The following is a 15,888-nucleotide window of genomic DNA, read 5'->3' as shown; positions in this document are numbered from 1 at the left end:
AAGCATTTCTCAAAACATGATGTTCAGCCCTTTATGGCACAGATGCCTGACGTGATTTGGCACATGAGGTTGGCCAAAAGTACCGCGTGTCCAGAGCAGGAGGCTTCCGTGACATCACATATTCTGGTCATTGATGACGATCCGGTGCAGCGCCGGTTGCTGACGAACATGATCGAGCGTCTCGGCCATGTGGCGCATCTCGCCGACAACGGCCGCAGCGGCCTGGAACTCCTGGAGCGCAAGGGCGGCATGATCAATGTCATCCTGCTCGATCTGCTGATGCCGGAAATGAACGGGCACGGCTTCCTCGAAGCGCTCGCCGAGCGCGGCGTCGATACGCCCGTCATCGTGCAGACCGGCCAGGGCGGCATCGAAACGGTCGTTCATGCGATGCAGGCGGGTGCCTTCGACTTCCTCGTGAAGCCCGTCTCCCCGGAGCGGCTGTCGGTTGCGATCGGCAACGCACTGAAGATGGCAAGCCGCGACGGCAAGGTCAAAACCTCGCGCCGCCCGCGCGGCGGTGCCGTCGGCTTCGAGGACATCGTTTCGGCGAGCCCGGCAATGATCCGGGTGATCGACCTCGCGCGCCGCGCCGCCCAGTCCAACATACCGATCGTGCTCGAAGGCGAGTCCGGCGTCGGCAAGGAAATGGTGGCCCGTGCGATCCAGTCTGCGAGCGACCGGGTCGGCAAGCCCTTCGTCACCGTCAACTGCGGCGCGATCCCGCACAATCTGGTCGAGAGCATTCTCTTCGGCCATGAGAAGGGCGCCTTTACCGGCGCGACGGAAAAACACAGCGGCAAGTTCGTCGATGCCGACGGCGGCACGCTGTTCCTCGACGAGATCGGCGACCTGCCGCTCGAAGTCCAGGTCAAGCTCCTGCGTGCCGTGCAACAGGGCGAGATCGAGACGATCGGCGCACGCCATCCGCAGAAGGTCAATGTCCGGCTGATCTCCGCCACCAACAAGGACCTGATCAACGAAGTGCGCGAGGGGCGGTTCCGCGAGGATCTCTATTATCGCCTCAACGTCTTCCCGATCACCATTCCGGCGCTTCGCCGACGCAAGGAAGACATTCCGGTCCTGGTGCGCTCCTTCGTCGAGCGTTTCGCGGCGGAGCAGCGGCTGCACGCACCGCTCACCATATCGAGCGGCGCCCTGGCGCTGCTGACCGCCTATGATTGGCCGGGCAACATCCGACAGCTCGAGAACGCGATCTTCCGGGCCGTGGTGCTTGCCGAAGGCAATGAGCTGACGGTGAAGGACTTCCCGCAGATCGCCACCCAGATCCCGGGTTACGTCGTCTCCGACCGCTCTGGTTTTTCCTGGGGCGAAGCCGGTCCGGAACGGACAGCCGCGCCGTCGGAGCAGGTGCCGAACGTCTATCCCGATTTCGCGAGTGCGGCGAAATCGATGGAGGGCGATGCCGGGCACGACCCGCGCATGGAGAACGCGATCGCCAGCGTCGACGAGGGCGGGGACGTCCGCAAGCTTGCCGAGGTGGAAGAGGAACTGATTCGTTTTGCGCTGAAATTCTACCGCGGACAGATGAGCCAGGTGGCTCGCAAGCTCGGCATCGGCCGGTCGACGCTCTACCGCAAGCTGAAGGATTATGGCATCGATCCCGAGAATCCATTGAGGGAGGCGGCTTAAAACCGGCGCATTCACGATTCATTAGCCGTGTTATTCAGTCACCGCCGTTTAGACCTTGTTAGTGAACTGTTCACTATATTATAAGGGGCGGTGACGACTGTGGCATATTTGCCATGCTGTCACCTTATTTGACAGTCATCTGAGACAGCGAAGCACGGTTGTCCGTCGGACGGGGATTGAATGCCAAATTTGTTCGGTTTTAAGAAGCCGCTCGGCTCCTTAGCGAGAGTCTGCGCGGCCTTTACCCGTAAGGTGCCGCAGGTTCTTACATCCGTTGCTATCGCGGCTTCCCTCGTGACGCCAGGCTTCGCGCCTCCAGTGGAGGCCGCGGGCCAGACCCGGACACTGAAACTCTATTTCATTCATACCCAGGAAAAGGCGCAGATCACCTTCAAGCGCAATGGCCGCTACGACTCCAAGGGCCTGCAGGAGATCAACCGATTCCTCCGCGACTGGCGTCGCAACGAACCGACCAAGATGGATCCGCGCCTGCTCGACCTCGTCTGGGAAGTCTACCAGAAGAGCGGTTCGCGCGATTATATCCATGTCGTCTCGGCCTATCGTTCGCCGGCAACCAACGGCATGCTGCGTTCGCGCTCGAAGGGCGTCGCCAAGAAGAGCCAGCACATGCTCGGCAAGGCGATGGACTTCTATCTTCCCGACGTGAAGCTGAAGACCCTTCGTGAAATCGGCATGAAATTCCAGGTGGGCGGCGTCGGCTATTATCCGACGTCCGGCTCGCCTTTCGTTCACATGGACGTCGGCGGCGTCCGCGCCTGGCCGCGCATGTCGCGCGCCGAACTGGCGCGTCTCTTCCCCGACGGCAAGACGATGCATCTGCCTTCCGACGGCAAGCCCTTGCCCGGCTATGAGCAGGCGGTTGCCGACTACAAGCGCCGCGTTGGTGCTTCGGCGATCGAGGTCGCCGGCGGCGGCGCGACAGGCCCTGGCGACAGCGCAAGCGGCAAGCGTCGCGGCAACCTGTTCGCCATGCTCTTCGGCGGCGGTGGTGACGAGGATGAAGAACCCGCGGCGATCGCGGCTGGTCCGGGTGCCGACGACGAAGGCGGCGCTGCGCCTGCCAAGATCCAGACGGCTTCCGCTCCTGCTGCCCAGGAAGCCCTGCCGGGTGTCGCGGGCTCCGTTGCCGCCGAGCCGACGGTCGCTGCCGAACCGACGGTTGCCGCTGAACAGAACATCAATGCCCCGGTCCCGGCTGTCCGTCCTGCCTTCAAGGATGCACCTGCCGATGGCGGCGTAGCCGTTGCGCTCGTGGCGCCGCAGAAGAACGCAGCCCAGGACGCACTTGCGGCTGCCCTGCCGCAGACTTCGGAAATGCCAAGCGAATTTGCCGATCTCGGCTCGATGAAGGTGCCGGTACCGCAGATGCTCGACCGTCGCGACATGAACACGCTCGTCGCCTCTGCCGACCCTTCCGCGGACGTGCAGGCGCTTGGCTTCGTGCCGGTTCCGGCGATGCGGCCCGCGGGTGACGTAGCCCTTGCCGCCGTTGCCGATGCCCAGGTCGTGGTGCCTTCCTTCGCGGAGCGGCCGGTCGTTGCGTCGGCAGAGCCCCCGCGTGAGGTTGCCGCCGAAGTTGCGACCCGCGTGGCGCTTGCCGCTCCGACGCCGGCCCAGCGCGAACCTGTATCGCAACAGCCGATCGAAATGGCGGCCTATGCGCCGCCGCCGACCACGAATGCCCGCGCGGCCGTCTTCGACAATGCCTTCGACACCCAGGCGGAAGCGCCGGCAAAGGGTGGTCGACCGAAGAAGAACGACGCCGATGCCGCGACCCGCTCGTCGGTCCGCACCGAGCCGAAGCTGACCCAGAAGATCATCTCCGAATGGGCACTGACGACCGGCCGTGTGGCGACGCTTTCCAAGCCGGTCAAGGCACCGCGCTTCGTCAGCAAGTCGCTTCGCACCGCGCCGACCACGGTCTATGCCGCCGGCTTCTCGAGCAGCGCCGGCACGACGGTCGATACGGCCCGCTTCAGCGGCACTGCCGTCAACTTCATGGAAGTGAAGAAGTTCAGCACCAACTGAGCTTCGAGCCAAACAGCAGACACGAAAAGCCCGCCGGTCTGGTCAGTCCGGCGGGCTTCTTGATTCTGTACCGTGCTTTCGATACTGCCGCTTTCGGACGTAGTCGAAGTGCAGTTTGTTCCGGAGTTCGCGTCCCAGGCGAAGGCCGCCGGTCGGCGGCCTTTTAGGCGTGCTTATTCTTCGTCGGCTGCCGGCACCATGCCGAGCGCCTGGAGGTAGGTGTCAAGGATCGCTTCCTGTTCCATGCGCTCGTCGTGATCCTGCTTGCGGATCGAGATGACCTTGCGCAGGATCTTGGTGTCGAAGCCCATGGACTTGGCTTCGCCGTAGACGTCCTTAATGTCGTCGGCGATGGTCTTCTTTTCTTCTTCCAGGCGTTCGATCCGCTCGATGAAAGCACGAAGCTGATCGCGTGCGACGCCGTGAGCATCCGACATGGTCTTCTCCTTGATACGGGGAATTGAATTTCTTGGGTGCCGTGACGTGCCGCGAACAGCCGCCAAGGTCAAGGGTCAATGCGCAACAACGCGGTCATTTCCGCGGCAGGCGCCGGCGAAACGCCTTTATTCCTTCGGGCGGTTGATCTCGAAGGCTGCCTTCTGCTCGGCGGTTGCTTCCCTTTGGTGGCGCTCGCGCCATTCCTCATAGGGCATGCCGTAAATGATCTCGCGCGACTCCTCCTTGGCGAGAGGAACGCCCGCCTGCTCGGCGGCTTCGCGGTACCAGTTGGAAAGACAATTGCGGCAGAAGCCGGCGAGGTTCATCAGATCGATGTTCTGGACATCGGAGCGCTCGCGCAGATGGGCGACGAGGCGGCGAAAGGCGGCGGCCTCGAAGGCGATCTGCTGATCCGGGGTCAGTTCGGTCATGGACGTCGATCCTCTTCAGTTACCACGCATCTCCGGACGCAACACCGCGACGCACCTTTAGCGGAAATGCTCTACTACAGCGCCGCGCATCTTTTAAAGCGCGCTTTGGTTGCGGCAGCACTTTGAAGCGCTGCATGATTTGTCCTCAGATCGATCTCGATTCAAGCAACCATGCCGTAGTCGCCGGTGCGCGAGGCGTGGCGCTCGTAGCGATGCAACTCGGGCATGGCGTTGAGACCCGCAAGGATCGGTGCCAGCCGCTCGGCCCAGGCAGCAACGCCCGCTTCGTCGGCGATCAGGTCCTGGCGCACCTCGATCAGGGCGTGGGGAATGCCGGGCGTCATGCAATGGCGATACATGGTATCGCCGCGCAGCGCGCCGTCATAGGGCTCGTTGTTGCCGACGACGATATCGCCGGATGCCTCGAGTTTCTCGATGAGCGGCAGAACGGCGCGCGGATCGTTATCCCATAGGACGGCAGCGTGCCAGGGACGGGCCACGCCCTTCCAGGCCGGTGTGAAGGAATGGATGGAAATGACGAGCGGTGCCGCGCCATGCGCCTCGGCGCTTCGGCCGATCGTCTCGGAAACGGCGCGGTGGTAGGGGCGGTGGAACCGGTTCAGCCGGTTTTCCCATTCCTCTTCGCTGATCGGGTGGTTACCGGGGACGATCGCGCCGTCGGAGATCTTCATGACCAGCGTCGGGTCGTCCTCGCCGCGGTTGGGATCGATCAGCAGGCGGGAGAAGCAGCCGAGCACTGCCGGCGCATCGAGCATTCGCGAGAGCTGCCGCACCAGCGCTTCGACGCCGATGTCATAGGCGATATGCCGCTCGAATGCCGAGGCCGGCAGGCCGAGGCTGCCGTACTCCGCCGGCAGCCGGTTCATCGCGTGATCGGCCAGCAGAATGAGCCCGGTTTTGGGCTCGGCTTCGATAATCTCATAGGGAGAATAGTGTTGCATGCCCGTCCAGTCTGTTTGTCTCGCCTCGTCCTCGCTGATTGCACGCGCGCGCGTCAATCGCAAGAAACCCGCAACTGTTTAGCGTAATTTGAAAGCAATTTGCCGATTGTAATCGATTAGAGTTACGTTGACTTTCGGGGCTGGCCGTCGCAAGAAAGTGCCACGCAAATCAAAACGGAGTTCCATCGGAAGCCGTGTCCAGATATCCTTTTTCCAAAGCGAAGCCGGGGCTGACGACACTGGGAGGCATCCTCCTGTTTTTCCTGGCAACCTCAAGCTCATTTCTCTTTGCCGACGAAGCACGCGCCGATTTTCGCGTCTGCAACGGCACGCAAAACCTCGTCGGCGTGGCGATCGGTTACCGGGCCAAGGAAGGCTGGGTAACGGAGGGCTGGTGGCAGGTTCCGGCCACCACCTGTGCGACCCTGATCGAGGGCGAGCTTCAGTCACGATACTATTATCTCTACGCGGAAGATGCGGCCCGCGGCGGCCGCTGGACCGGTGACGTCAACATGTGCGTCGCCGAGAACGAGTTCAAGATCACGGGCGTCCAGGACTGCTTTGCCCGCGGCTTCCAGCGCATGGGGTTCAAGGAATACGACACGGGGCGGCAAGGGAGCTGGATGGTTCAGCTCTCCGAAACGCCCGGCACGCAGGAAAGCCAGAATTGATGAAGCGGAACAGAAAAGTCAAAATCCTCGCCACGCTCGGACCGGCGTCTTCCGACGAGCAGATGATCCAGAAGCTGCACGAGGCCGGGGCTGATCTGTTCCGTATCAACATGAGCCATGCGAGCCATGACGTGATGCGCACGCTGGTGCAGCGCATCCGCACGGTGGAAAGCCGCTGCGGCCGGCCGATCGGCATCCTTGCCGACCTTCAGGGCCCGAAGCTGCGTGTCGGCAAGTTCGCGGAAGGCAAGGTGGACCTGAAGGTCGGCCAGACCTTCACGCTCGACGACAAGGATGTGCCCGGCGACAACACCCGTGTCTTCCTGCCGCACCCGGAAATCCTCGAGGCGGTCAAGCCCGGCCATCGCCTGCTGATCGATGACGGCAAGCTGCATCTCAGGGCCGAGAAGACCGACGGCAAGAGCATCGTTGCGACCGTCGTCGCCGGTACGAAGATCTCCGATCGCAAGGGCGTCAGCCTGCCGGATACGCTGCTCGCCGTCGGCGTCCTGACCGACAAGGACCGCGCCGACCTCGACGCGGTTCTCGCAACCGGCGAGATCGACTGGGTAGCGCTCTCCTTCGTGCAGCGGCCGGAAGACCTGGCCGAGGTCCGCAAGATCGCCCGCGGCCGCGTCGGCCTGATGTCGAAGATCGAGAAGCCGCAGGCGCTCGACCGGATCGATGAGATCATCGAGCTTTCGGACGCGCTGATGGTGGCGCGCGGCGACCTCGGCGTCGAAATGCCGCTGGAATCGGTGCCGGGCCTGCAGAAGCAGCTGACGCGCGCCTGTCGCCGTGCCGGCAAGCCGGTGGTCGTTGCCACGCAGATGCTGGAATCGATGATCTCCGCACCGGTTCCGACGCGCGCGGAAGTCTCCGACGTCGCGACTGCCGTCTTCGAAGGTGCGGATGCCGTCATGCTGTCGGCCGAATCGGCCTCGGGCGAGTATCCGGTGGAAGCCGTTTCGACCATGGCGTCGATCGCCAGCAACGTCGAGCGCGACCCGCATTATTCCAGCATCATCTACGCGCAGCGCACGCCGCCGGAGGCAACCGGTGCCGACGCGATTTCGCTCGCCGCCCACCAGATCGCCGAGACGCTCCGTCTCTCCGCGATCGTCTGCTACACCTCGTCCGGCACCACCGGCCTTCGCGCCGCCCGCGAACGGCCGCAGGTTCCGATCATTGCCCTCTCTCCGATCGTCCAGACCGCACGCCGCCTCTCGGTCGTCTGGGGGCTGCACTGCGTCGTGACCGAGGATGCGATCGACCTCGACGATATGGTCAACCGCGCCTGCCGCATCGTTGCGACCGAAGGCTTCGGCAAGCCCGGCGAGCGCATTATCATCTCTGCCGGCGTGCCCTTGGGCACCCCTGGCGCCACCAACATGCTGCGCATCGCCTATATCGGCTCGGACGGTTTGAGCGGCGTCTGACGCCGCTTTGCGAAGCGGTCAGCTTTGGCTGACGGCTTCCGACGACCTGGTCAGGCGGGCTTCGGCCCGCCTTTTTATTTCCTCGAGGTCGGTCGGCTTGCCCGCCATCTTTTCGAGCGCGGCGACGACGACGTCGGTGACCACGTAGTCGGGCTTGTGACCGAGATTGCCGATCCACAGCAGCTCCGCGCCGGGGATATCGCGCGCCAGTCCACGAGAGTGAATGTCCGCCAGCACGACGCCGTCGCTGTCGCCGGTGATGATGACGGTCGGTGCGTCGATTTCACGGTAGCGGGGAACGGTCGCGGTCAGATAGGCATGCAGATTGGCCACGTCGCGCGCATTGTTGCGGAAGGTCGCGGGACGCAGCACCAGATGCGGGCCGGTCTTGTCGACGTAATCATCGGGCCGCGGATTGGGTGAAAAGATCGACCGCGTGCCGCCTTCGATGCGCCGCTGCCCCAGCGGCGTCACCAGCGTATGGGCGAACAGCCAGCCGATGAAGGGCAGTGCGGTGAGGCGGTAGTACCAGTCGATGCCGCCAGGCCAGGGATGCGTCGCTGGCGCCAGCAGGACGAGACCGGCAGTCCGTTCCGGATGATGCAGGGCGAAGCTCGCGGCGATGGCGCCGCCGAAGGAATGGCCGACGATGACGGCGCGACGGATGCCGCGCTTGTCCATCAGCTTGGCGATTGCCGCCGCCTGGCCGTCCGGACGGTCGTTTTCCGCTCCGCCCCGCTCGGAATAGCCGTGGCCCGGACGATCGACGAACAGCATCTCGGCGCGGCCATCAAGGGCCGGGGCGAAGGCGTGCAGCTGATCGAGCAGATTGCCGCTGGCGCCATGGATGAAGACGACAGGCAAGAGATCGGCTTTCCCTGCGGCCGGCAGGTGCACACTATTCATGCGATAGCCGCCGATGTCGATCAGCTCGCCGACGTTGGGAAACCGCCGTGCGAAGGCGCGTGCGTGCCAGCGGCTATAGGCGATGCCGACGAGCGTTAGTCCTATGAGCAGGAGAGTGGCTGGAAACATTGTCTCTATCTGTCTTCCGGCGTCGATTGTCATTCACCGCACCTGCGTCAGCGATTCGCGTTGACAGGCAAGTACGGGGCATTGCGATCGCCTTCTTGTAACGGGTGTCCGTGCGGGGGACAACGAGGAGCGGAGCAGCGCCGAACTGATCGGCGGTGATGTCAACGATGAAATCAACCGCGCTCGATCCGGGCGTGGCTTTGCCAGCCTTCCCTGGAAGAAACCGAAAGGCCGCTGTCAGGCTTGGAAGGCGCGTTCCGCGGCGGATATGAGACCGGCCGGCGTCGACGCCTTGGGCATTCAAGGTGCGGGTCAGGAACAGGTTCGGGTGGTCGCAGGTCCATTGCGCGGCGACAGCAGGGAGATCGCCGCCCGGGGGCCTGATGCCCTCCAGCCCGATCGGCTCAAGGAAACGTCGAGCGGCCGCCGCCACTCGAGGAGAGCGCTTTCATCGGCGGGGAGGGATATTTGCCGGCGCTGCAATCGGCTGTAACGCGGCCGCTCAGGTCTTGCTGCCGGCGAGCTTCTCGGCGAGTTCGCCCAGTTGCTCCTGCGCCTTGCGATCGGCGGGATAGATGTCCAGGAACTGCTCCCAGGCTCGCATGGCGAGCTCGTCCTTGCCGGAGGCGCCGAGAATCGCCGCCATGCCGGCAAGCGCGCCGAAATGGCGAGGTTCGATTGCCAGCACGCGGTTGATGTCCGACATGGATTTTCGGTAATTGCCCATCGCGTAATGCAAGGTCGCGCGGCGGTTCCAGCCTTCGACATAGTTGGGCGCAAGCGTGATGACCTGGTCGAGGATGTCGAGCGCGGCCGCCTGCTTGTTGTCGGTGATAGCCTTGTCGGCCCACTGCATCAGGAGATTGACGGTGGCGCTGCCGGAATCCTGCCATTCCAAGCGGATCTGGTTGGCGAGCTCACGCGCCTTGTCGGCGTCGCGTTCCTTCTTGAGGTCCACGAACAGGGCATCCAGTCGTTGCTTGGGTGTGGTGAGGCTGGCGGATTCCGTCTGGGCCGCCGCTTCCGCCGCGAAGGACAAACTGCCAGCTCCTGTAGAGGTGGCGAGCAGGGCGGAGAAAGCCAGAATCAGGGGTACAAAAACTCGCATGGCGAGCATGTTAGCTCGCCATGGAACAACTTCATAATCAATTTTGGGACATCGGCGACGCGATGCCCACCACCCTGCTGGGATCAGCCCTGACGAGCCTTGAAGCGCGGGTTCGACTTGTTGATGATGTAGATGCGGCCCTTGCGACGAACCAGACGGTTTTCGCGGTGACGGGTCTTCAGCGACTTGAGCGAATTCTTGATCTTCATTTTCCTGATCCGCAGGTTTCGGGGAACGAAAATTCGCCCGGTATCTCTAACAATCAAAAGCGCGCCGTTCAGCGCGCTCCTTTAAGGTGGGATGGCAAATACCGTGTCACCCCTGACGTGTCAACTACAAGACGCCCCATTTTGGCGTCTTGCTCCGCATTTCTGTGGCTTTCAGCCGCGAACGAGCCGTGTGACATGGCCCATTTTGCGGCCGGCGCGCGCCTCGGTCTTGCCGTAGAGGTGCACCAGCACATCGTCTTCGGCAAGCCATGTCGGGACATCGTTGAGGTCGTCGCCGATCAGATTCTGCATGACGCAGTCGGAATGCCGGCGCGGATTGCCGAGCGGCAATCCCGCGACGGCGCGGATATGCTGCTCGAATTGCGAGACGACGCAAGCCGCCTCCGTCCAATGGCCGGAATTGTGCACGCGCGGCGCCATCTCGTTGGCGATTAGACTACCGTCGGCCAGGACGAAGAATTCGACGCCGATGACGCCGACATAGCCGAGTGCATCGAGGATCGCCTTGGCGGCCTTGCGGGCCGCATCCGCCGTCTCCGCGCCAACGGCCGCCGGCACCGTCGAGGTGTGGAGGATGCCGTTGCGATGCACGTTTTCGGCCGGATCGAAGCAGGCGACCGTACCGTCGGTCGAGCGGGCGGCGATGATCGAGATCTCGCGCTCGAAAGGCACGAAGCTTTCAAGGATCAGCGGCACGCCGCCGAGTGCCGCGAAAGCGCCGGCCGGGCTGTCCTCGGCGGAGCGGAAGACGCGCTGTCCCTTGCCATCGTAACCAAGGCGGCGGGTCTTGAGCACGCCAGTCCCGCCGAAATCGGCAAGGGCCGCTTCGAGGTCGGCCTGGCTGTCGACGGCGTGAAAGCGCGCCGTTGCAATGCCGCAGTCATTGATGAAGCGCTTTTCGACGAGGCGGTCCTGCGCGACTTCCAGCGCTTTCGGCGGCGGGAAGATAGGACGTTTCGCGGCGAGCCGTTCGGCGGAAGCGACCGGCACATTCTCGAATTCGTAGGTGATGATGTCGCTGACGGCAGCGAGCTGGCTGAGCGCCGTCTCGTCGTCATAGGCGCCAACGATCTGCTCGTTGGCGACCTGTGCGGCCGGACAGTCGACCTGCGGCTCGAGGATGACGGTGCGGAAGTTCAGTCGGGCTGCTGCCATCGCCAGCATGCGGCCGAGCTGGCCGCCGCCAATAATGCCGATGGTGGTCATGCCTCGTCCACCGGGTATTCGGCGACCGAAATCGTCTGCTGTTCGCGCCAGTCGTCGAGCCTGTCGGCGAGATCGTCGTCGCTGAGTGCAAGCACCGCTGCGGCAAGCAGCGCGGCATTGACGGCACCGGCCCGGCCGATCGCCAGCGTCCCGACGGGGATGCCGGCGGGCATCTGGACGATCGAGAGCAGGCTGTCCTGGCCGGAAAGCGCCTTCGACTGCACCGGTACGCCGAAGACCGGCAGCGGCGTCATCGAGGCGCACATGCCCGGCAGATGCGCCGCACCGCCGGCGCCGGCGATGATCACCTTGAAGCCCTCGTCGCGGGCGCCCTTGGCGAAGTTGACGAGCCGATCGGGCGTGCGATGGGCGGAGACGATGCGCGCCTCATAGGCAATGTCGAGCGCGTCGAGCGTGTCGGCGGCGTTCTTCATCGTCTCCCAGTCCGACTGGCTTCCCATGATGATGGCGACGGGTGGGGTCGTGGTGTCGATCACGTCTATCCTGTTCCGCGTTCAGGCGATGATATCGGGGATGATCTGGTCTTCGATCTTGCTGATCTTGTCCTTGATCGCCAGCTTCTTCTTCTTCATGCGCTGGATCCGCAGCGCATCGCAGCCGGTTTCGATCATGGCATTGATGGCAGCGTCGTAATCTTCATGTTCCTGCCTCAGCCGCGCGGCGGTCAGTCTGAGTTCGGCCTGGTCCTGGTCCGGCATGCAAAGCGATCCCCATCAGCCCGGTTGCGAAGTCCTCCTCGAACCGGAATTTCATGCGCCGCTCTATCACATCTTGGGCGGTAACGGGAAGTTATCCGTCGTCATCATTTCGCCTTCGACAAATGAAAAATGGCGTGGCACAGTAGTAAGGTTACAACCATGGAACATCCGGCATTTGCATGCCGGATGCAAGCAAAAGGAAGGGACTGCCAAATGACTGTTGAGGCTCATCTTGCAACGCTTGAGAAAAAACATGGCGCCCTGGAACAGGAGCTTCATGCAGCATTGAATCAGCCGTCGGTGGAAGACGAGCTGATCAATGACATCAAGCGGAGGAAGCTGCGCATCAAGGACGAAATCGAAAGGCTTCGTTCCTCGACTCACTGATTATCAACGGTATTTCCCAGGACTATCGGGAGGCGCCATCTCCCCTCTGAGTAGGCGCAACAAGGTTTAGAACCATCCCCCACGACGGAAGATACGGAATGCTGGACCGGGCTCGACGCCCGGTCTGTTTCTTTCGGGCGTCGCCTGCTGCATGTTTCCTTCAATCGTAACCGATTAAAGGAAACATGCAGCAATTCAAGGAGCTACAGCGACCTTTGCGCGTCTGATGAGACGCGCGGCGCTGTAGGCGGGCTGCCGGGCTCAGGACCAGAACTGGTCGAGCCATAGATTGAGACGGTCGAAACCCGGCCGGTTGATCGCATAGATCCGCCGGGTGCCGCTCGCCGAAACCGAGACCAGATTGCAATCCAGCAAGGCCTTCAGGTGCTGCGATACGGCCGGGCGGCTGATCGGCAGGCCCTGCGCCAGTTCGTTTACGGTTTTCGGTGCGCGTCGCAGTTCCTCCAGCAGGTGGCGCCGGTTCGGGTCCGCAATGGCATCGAAAGGGTCCGCGATCGTCATGGGCGGACGTTAGGCGAAATCTTGCGAAGCAGCAAGAAATTTGTGCGATGCGATATGCTAATTTTGCTTTGCAATATTTCCGTAATACTTGGGTCGCGGCTCAGCCGCCCGCTGCCAAGCTGCCGATACCGTCCCAGAGCAGCTTCGAGCCCGCGACGAAGGCCATGGTATACATGAAGGGATAGAAGATCTGCGGCTTCATGCGGCGAACGATCCAGGCCCCGCACACGGTCGCGACGATGGCGAGCGGAAAGAGCGTCGCCGAGATTTTCAGGTTGCTCAGGTCCAGTTGCCCCAAGGCGAAATAGGGGATGAGCTTCACTGCATTCAGGATCGCGAAGAAGCGCACGATGGTGCCGGTGTAATCGCGGGGGGCGAGCTGCAGCGGCAGCGCGTAGATCTGGAAGGGTGGGCCGCCGGCGTGCGCCACGAAGCTGCCGTAACCGGCAAAGGAACCCCAGAGCGCCGCCGGCCCGATCCGCTGCTTCTTCGGCGCGATGGTGATGCCGAGGCGCATGCGCCAGACATTGTAGACGTATCGGAGCACGAAGAGCACGGTGAGCAGGCCGATGATCAGGCGAAGGAGATCACGCGAAACGTAGGCTGAGGTCGCCCAGCCGATGAGGATGCCGGCAATGGCACCCGGCAACAGCATGAAGAGCGTGGTGCGATCGCCGTGCTTGCGCCACATCCACAAGGAGACGATATCCATCGCGATCAGGATCGGGAGAAGGAGGGCAGCCGCCTGGACGGGTGATACTGCCATCGACAGGATCGGTACGCCCATCAGCGAGAGCGCTTCCCCCATGCCGCCCTTGCTGAGCCCAACGAGCAGAACTGCCGGGATGGCGATAAGGTAGAAGTCTAGATCGGGAAGCATGGGTGGCGGTTGATCCTTTTGCAGTCTCCGTCTATCGGTTTTCCCAAATGAAATCGAGCGCTGGTTTCGCCACCCTGGCGGATGCAGCCGGAAATGGATGTCCGAACATGACAACAGAACGTTGCCGCCTGGTGCTGATTGCGCCCGACATGCCCGATGCGGCGGAACGCGTGAAAGTGCTCGCCGATGCCCTGAAGGGCGGCGACGTCGCTTCCGTGATCGTGCCGCAATACGGGCTGGACGACTCCGAGTTCCAGAAACACGCCGAGCGTCTGGTGCCAGTCATCCAGGAGGCGGGTGCCGCGGCACTCATCGAGGGCGACTCCCGCGTGGCCGGCCGCGCCAAGGCCGACGGCCTGCACATTGCCGGCAATGCGGAAGTGCTTGGCGAGGCGGTCGAGAAACACACGCCGAAACTGATCGTCGGCGGGGGCAATGCGGCAGACCGCCACCACGCGCTCGAGATCGGCGAGGTGCGCCCGGACTACGTGTTCTTCGGCAAGACCGATGGCGACATCAAGCCGGAAGCGCATCCGAAGAACCTGGCGCTCGCCGAATGGTGGGCGTCGATGATCGAGATCCCCTGCATCGTCATGGGCGGCACTGACCCGCAATCGGCGCTCGCGGTGGCGGAGACCGGTGCAGAGTTCGTGGCGCTTCGCCTTGCCGTCTTCGGCGAGCCCGGGCAGGCGCCTTCCGTCGTGGCTGCGGTCAACGCACTTCTTGACGAAAAAGCGCCACGGTTTGAAGATTAAGACGTGTCGATGTTGAGCCGACTACCTTCCAGATTGAGTCGAGGTCTTTTCCTTGTTGCCATGGCCGCCGCCGTGGCACTGCCGGCGCATGCGCAGCAGCAGAACGCCGGGACAGGGGACGCGGGCGTCGAGAAGCGCGGCCGCATCACGCCCTTCAACGGGGCGGCGATGCCGGAGGGCGCGGCCGCGACCGACAAAGGCGACGACAAGTCGGCTGGCGGCAACAAGAAACCGGCCGATGGCACCGTGCCATCTTCCGGCGTCAACGTTTTCGATCGCATGGGCGCCGAATTGCCGGCATTGCCGGCGGAAAAACCCTTTACCGGCAAGGTCGACGATGCCTATGGCGCATTCCAACGGGGCTACTATCTGACCGCGATGGATCTGGCGCTGCCGCGGGCGCAGCTTGGCGATCCGGCGGCGCAGACGCTGATCGCCGAAATCCTGCAGCAGGGGCTGGGCGTCGTGCGCGACCCCAAGCAGGCTGCCTTCTGGTATGGCCAGGCGGCCGAAAAAGGCGATCCGGCCGCGATGTTCAAATACGCGCTGATCCTGATGGAGGGCCGTTACGTCAAGCGCGACCGGAAGAAGTCCGAAGAGCTGATGAAGAAGGCCGCCGATCTCGGCAACGGCTCGGCCCAGTTCAACTACGGCCAGACGCTCGTCGCCGACAATCCCGGACCCAAGGGACTGAAGCTGGCGATGCCCTATTATGAGAAGTCGGCCGAGCAGGGCATCGCGGATGCGCAATATGCGCTGTCGCAGATCCTGGTCAATGTCGACGGCATCGAAGAAAGCAAGCGGGCCCGGGCGCGCGAATGGCTGATCCGCGCGGCGCGGGCGGGTTACGATACGGCCCAGCTCGACATCGCGATCTGGATGATCGAGGGCATTGCCGGCGACCGTAATCTCGAAGAGGGTTTCGGCTGGATGCGGCGGGCGGCCGAGGGCGGCAACGTGGTTGCGCAGAACCGGCTTTCGCACCTCTACGTCAACGCCATCGGCACCAGACCCAATCCGGTCGAGGCGGCGAAATGGTATGTGCTTTCGCGTCGCGCCGGCCTCAAGGATGACGCGCTCGAAGACTTCTATCTCGGTCTCAACGAAGAACAGCAGAAGCAGGCGCTCAGTGCCGCCAACAAGTATCGCCGGAGCTGAACGGCTCCGGTCGCGGTCGAATCTTTGACGGCCGTTCGGCGGAAATGCTATTTCGCTTGAACTTGCGGGCCATTTGTGGTTCTGAGGCCGCGGTTTTGCACGTGGCGGCCCGATAATCGTTGCGGTTCACGTGCGGAGTGAGCAATCACTCGGTTTTTTGACGACGGAGCTCAATCTGCGGCTTGCCCTCGGTCCTTGGATCGTTTCCGATCGAGGGAATGCGGAAGGGCCGGCAATGCGGCCTA

At 63.0% G+C, this 15,888-nt stretch carries 18 protein-coding genes; 7 read left to right on the top strand and 11 right to left on the bottom strand.

The features are described from left to right. The first annotated feature begins 108 nt into the window (after nucleotides 1-108). Together AC0C6X_RS16040 and AC0C6X_RS16035 are read left to right on the top strand one after the other, a co-directional pair. A complete protein-coding gene (locus AC0C6X_RS16040; RefSeq protein ID WP_173520396.1) occupies nucleotides 109-1,653 on the top strand; it encodes a sigma-54-dependent transcriptional regulator in 1,545 nt (514 codons plus the stop codon). 180 nt (nucleotides 1,654-1,833) lie between these two features. Continuing rightward, entirely contained in the window at nucleotides 1,834-3,702 is a 1,869-nt protein-coding gene (locus AC0C6X_RS16035; RefSeq protein WP_472953979.1) for a peptidoglycan L,D-endopeptidase MepK, read from the top strand. A gap of 173 nt (nucleotides 3,703-3,875) precedes the next feature. Here AC0C6X_RS16035 and AC0C6X_RS16030 read toward each other — a convergent pair whose 3' ends face one another. From AC0C6X_RS16030 to AC0C6X_RS16020, 3 genes are all read right to left on the bottom strand, one after another. Beyond that, nucleotides 3,876-4,139 (bottom strand): DUF2312 domain-containing protein, encoded by a 264-nt coding sequence (locus AC0C6X_RS16030; RefSeq protein ID WP_065778663.1) that lies wholly within the window; start codon nucleotides 4,137-4,139, stop codon nucleotides 3,876-3,878. A 126-nt stretch (nucleotides 4,140-4,265) separates the two neighbouring features. Then, entirely contained in the window at nucleotides 4,266-4,571 is a 306-nt protein-coding gene (locus tag AC0C6X_RS16025) for a DUF1244 domain-containing protein (RefSeq protein ID WP_247959784.1), read from the bottom strand. A 161-nt stretch (nucleotides 4,572-4,732) separates the two neighbouring features. Beyond that, entirely contained in the window at nucleotides 4,733-5,533 is an 801-nt protein-coding gene (locus AC0C6X_RS16020) for an N-formylglutamate amidohydrolase (protein WP_472953976.1), read from the bottom strand. A gap of 194 nt (nucleotides 5,534-5,727) precedes the next feature. On the opposite strand from AC0C6X_RS16020, the gene AC0C6X_RS16015 reads away from it, so the two are divergent. Next, nucleotides 5,728-6,204, top strand: a complete 477-nt coding sequence (locus tag AC0C6X_RS16015) for a DUF1036 domain-containing protein (RefSeq protein WP_173520400.1) — start codon at nucleotides 5,728-5,730, stop codon at nucleotides 6,202-6,204. Then, nucleotides 6,204-7,643, top strand: coding sequence for a pyruvate kinase (gene pyk / locus AC0C6X_RS16010; RefSeq protein WP_472953974.1), 1,440 nt, complete (start codon nucleotides 6,204-6,206; stop codon nucleotides 7,641-7,643). The genes AC0C6X_RS16015 and pyk overlap by 1 nt, the downstream gene beginning before the upstream one ends. Nucleotides 7,644-7,661: 18 nt before the next feature. On the opposite strand, the gene AC0C6X_RS16005 is transcribed toward pyk, so the two are convergent. The 6 genes from AC0C6X_RS16005 to AC0C6X_RS15980 form a co-directional block, all read right to left on the bottom strand. Then, nucleotides 7,662-8,678 carry an alpha/beta fold hydrolase gene (locus AC0C6X_RS16005; RefSeq protein ID WP_472953972.1) on the bottom strand — a complete coding sequence of 339 codons (1,017 nt, stop codon included), beginning with the start codon at nucleotides 8,676-8,678 and terminating at the stop codon, nucleotides 7,662-7,664. A gap of 502 nt (nucleotides 8,679-9,180) precedes the next feature. Continuing rightward, entirely contained in the window at nucleotides 9,181-9,795 is a 615-nt protein-coding gene (locus tag AC0C6X_RS16000) for a tetratricopeptide repeat protein (RefSeq protein WP_247959781.1), read from the bottom strand. Nucleotides 9,796-9,869: 74 nt separating this feature from the next. Continuing rightward, complete coding sequence (ykgO, locus tag AC0C6X_RS15995; protein WP_034806120.1) at nucleotides 9,870-9,995, bottom strand: type B 50S ribosomal protein L36; 126 nt, start codon at nucleotides 9,993-9,995, stop codon at nucleotides 9,870-9,872. A 171-nt stretch (nucleotides 9,996-10,166) separates the two neighbouring features. Then, the gene (locus tag AC0C6X_RS15990; protein WP_247959780.1) at nucleotides 10,167-11,222 is read right to left on the bottom strand and encodes a 5-(carboxyamino)imidazole ribonucleotide synthase; all 1,056 of its coding nucleotides are present in this window, start codon (nucleotides 11,220-11,222) and stop codon (nucleotides 10,167-10,169) included. Further along, nucleotides 11,219-11,683, bottom strand: a complete 465-nt coding sequence (purE, locus tag AC0C6X_RS15985; protein ID WP_065375341.1) for a 5-(carboxyamino)imidazole ribonucleotide mutase — start codon at nucleotides 11,681-11,683, stop codon at nucleotides 11,219-11,221. The genes AC0C6X_RS15990 and purE overlap by 4 nt, the downstream gene beginning before the upstream one ends. 54 nt (nucleotides 11,684-11,737) lie before the next feature. Continuing rightward, the gene (locus tag AC0C6X_RS15980) at nucleotides 11,738-11,941 is read right to left on the bottom strand and encodes a YdcH family protein (protein WP_057254651.1); all 204 of its coding nucleotides are present in this window, start codon (nucleotides 11,939-11,941) and stop codon (nucleotides 11,738-11,740) included. Nucleotides 11,942-12,154: 213 nt separating this feature from the next. On the opposite strand from AC0C6X_RS15980, the gene AC0C6X_RS15975 reads away from it, so the two are divergent. Further along, the gene (locus AC0C6X_RS15975; protein WP_173520662.1) at nucleotides 12,155-12,328 is read left to right on the top strand and encodes a YdcH family protein; all 174 of its coding nucleotides are present in this window, start codon (nucleotides 12,155-12,157) and stop codon (nucleotides 12,326-12,328) included. A gap of 261 nt (nucleotides 12,329-12,589) precedes the next feature. Here AC0C6X_RS15975 and AC0C6X_RS15970 read toward each other — a convergent pair whose 3' ends face one another. Continuing rightward, entirely contained in the window at nucleotides 12,590-12,850 is a 261-nt protein-coding gene (locus AC0C6X_RS15970) for an ArsR/SmtB family transcription factor (protein WP_173520405.1), read from the bottom strand. A gap of 100 nt (nucleotides 12,851-12,950) precedes the next feature. Next, the gene (locus AC0C6X_RS15965) at nucleotides 12,951-13,730 is read right to left on the bottom strand and encodes a sulfite exporter TauE/SafE family protein (protein ID WP_173520406.1); all 780 of its coding nucleotides are present in this window, start codon (nucleotides 13,728-13,730) and stop codon (nucleotides 12,951-12,953) included. 107 nt (nucleotides 13,731-13,837) lie between these two features. Here AC0C6X_RS15965 and AC0C6X_RS15960 point away from each other — a divergent pair, with 107 nt between their 5' ends. Together AC0C6X_RS15960 and AC0C6X_RS15955 are read left to right on the top strand one after the other, a co-directional pair. Further along, entirely contained in the window at nucleotides 13,838-14,485 is a 648-nt protein-coding gene (locus tag AC0C6X_RS15960; RefSeq protein WP_173520407.1) for a thiamine phosphate synthase, read from the top strand. A gap of 60 nt (nucleotides 14,486-14,545) precedes the next feature. Next, nucleotides 14,546-15,643 (top strand): tetratricopeptide repeat protein, encoded by a 1,098-nt coding sequence (locus tag AC0C6X_RS15955; RefSeq protein ID WP_247959778.1) that lies wholly within the window; start codon nucleotides 14,546-14,548, stop codon nucleotides 15,641-15,643. Nucleotides 15,644-15,888: the final 245 nt, after the last annotated feature.

The sequence above is a fragment of the Ensifer sp. VA4 genome (assembly GCF_055710065.1).
This window is presented reverse-complemented; position numbering and strand designations above follow the sequence as displayed.

Excerpts from the sequence above, each read along its gene's own strand:
- AC0C6X_RS16035 (WP_472953979.1), top strand. The coding sequence starts at position 1,834 with ATGCCAAATTTGTTCGGTTTTAAGAAGCCGCTCGGCTCCTTAGCGAGA.
- AC0C6X_RS16030 (WP_065778663.1), bottom strand. The coding sequence starts at position 4,139 with ATGTCGGATGCTCACGGCGTCGCACGCGATCAGCTTCGTGCTTTCATC.
- pyk (WP_472953974.1), top strand. The coding sequence starts at position 6,204 with ATGAAGCGGAACAGAAAAGTCAAAATCCTCGCCACGCTCGGACCGGCG.
- purE (WP_065375341.1), bottom strand. The coding sequence starts at position 11,683 with ATGGGAAGCCAGTCGGACTGGGAGACGATGAAGAACGCCGCCGACACG.
- AC0C6X_RS16005 (WP_472953972.1), bottom strand. The coding sequence starts at position 8,678 with ATGTTTCCAGCCACTCTCCTGCTCATAGGACTAACGCTCGTCGGCATC.
- AC0C6X_RS15990 (WP_247959780.1), bottom strand. The coding sequence starts at position 11,222 with ATGACCACCATCGGCATTATTGGCGGCGGCCAGCTCGGCCGCATGCTG.
- ykgO (WP_034806120.1), bottom strand. The coding sequence starts at position 9,995 with ATGAAGATCAAGAATTCGCTCAAGTCGCTGAAGACCCGTCACCGCGAA.
- AC0C6X_RS16025 (WP_247959784.1), bottom strand. The coding sequence starts at position 4,571 with ATGACCGAACTGACCCCGGATCAGCAGATCGCCTTCGAGGCCGCCGCC.
- AC0C6X_RS15980 (WP_057254651.1), bottom strand. The coding sequence starts at position 11,941 with ATGCCGGACCAGGACCAGGCCGAACTCAGACTGACCGCCGCGCGGCTG.
- AC0C6X_RS15960 (WP_173520407.1), top strand. The coding sequence starts at position 13,838 with ATGACAACAGAACGTTGCCGCCTGGTGCTGATTGCGCCCGACATGCCC.
- AC0C6X_RS15955 (WP_247959778.1), top strand. The coding sequence starts at position 14,546 with ATGGCCGCCGCCGTGGCACTGCCGGCGCATGCGCAGCAGCAGAACGCC.
- AC0C6X_RS16020 (WP_472953976.1), bottom strand. The coding sequence starts at position 5,533 with ATGCAACACTATTCTCCCTATGAGATTATCGAAGCCGAGCCCAAAACC.
- AC0C6X_RS15975 (WP_173520662.1), top strand. The coding sequence starts at position 12,155 with ATGACTGTTGAGGCTCATCTTGCAACGCTTGAGAAAAAACATGGCGCC.
- AC0C6X_RS15970 (WP_173520405.1), bottom strand. The coding sequence starts at position 12,850 with ATGACGATCGCGGACCCTTTCGATGCCATTGCGGACCCGAACCGGCGC.
- AC0C6X_RS15965 (WP_173520406.1), bottom strand. The coding sequence starts at position 13,730 with ATGCTTCCCGATCTAGACTTCTACCTTATCGCCATCCCGGCAGTTCTG.
- AC0C6X_RS16000 (WP_247959781.1), bottom strand. The coding sequence starts at position 9,795 with ATGCTCGCCATGCGAGTTTTTGTACCCCTGATTCTGGCTTTCTCCGCC.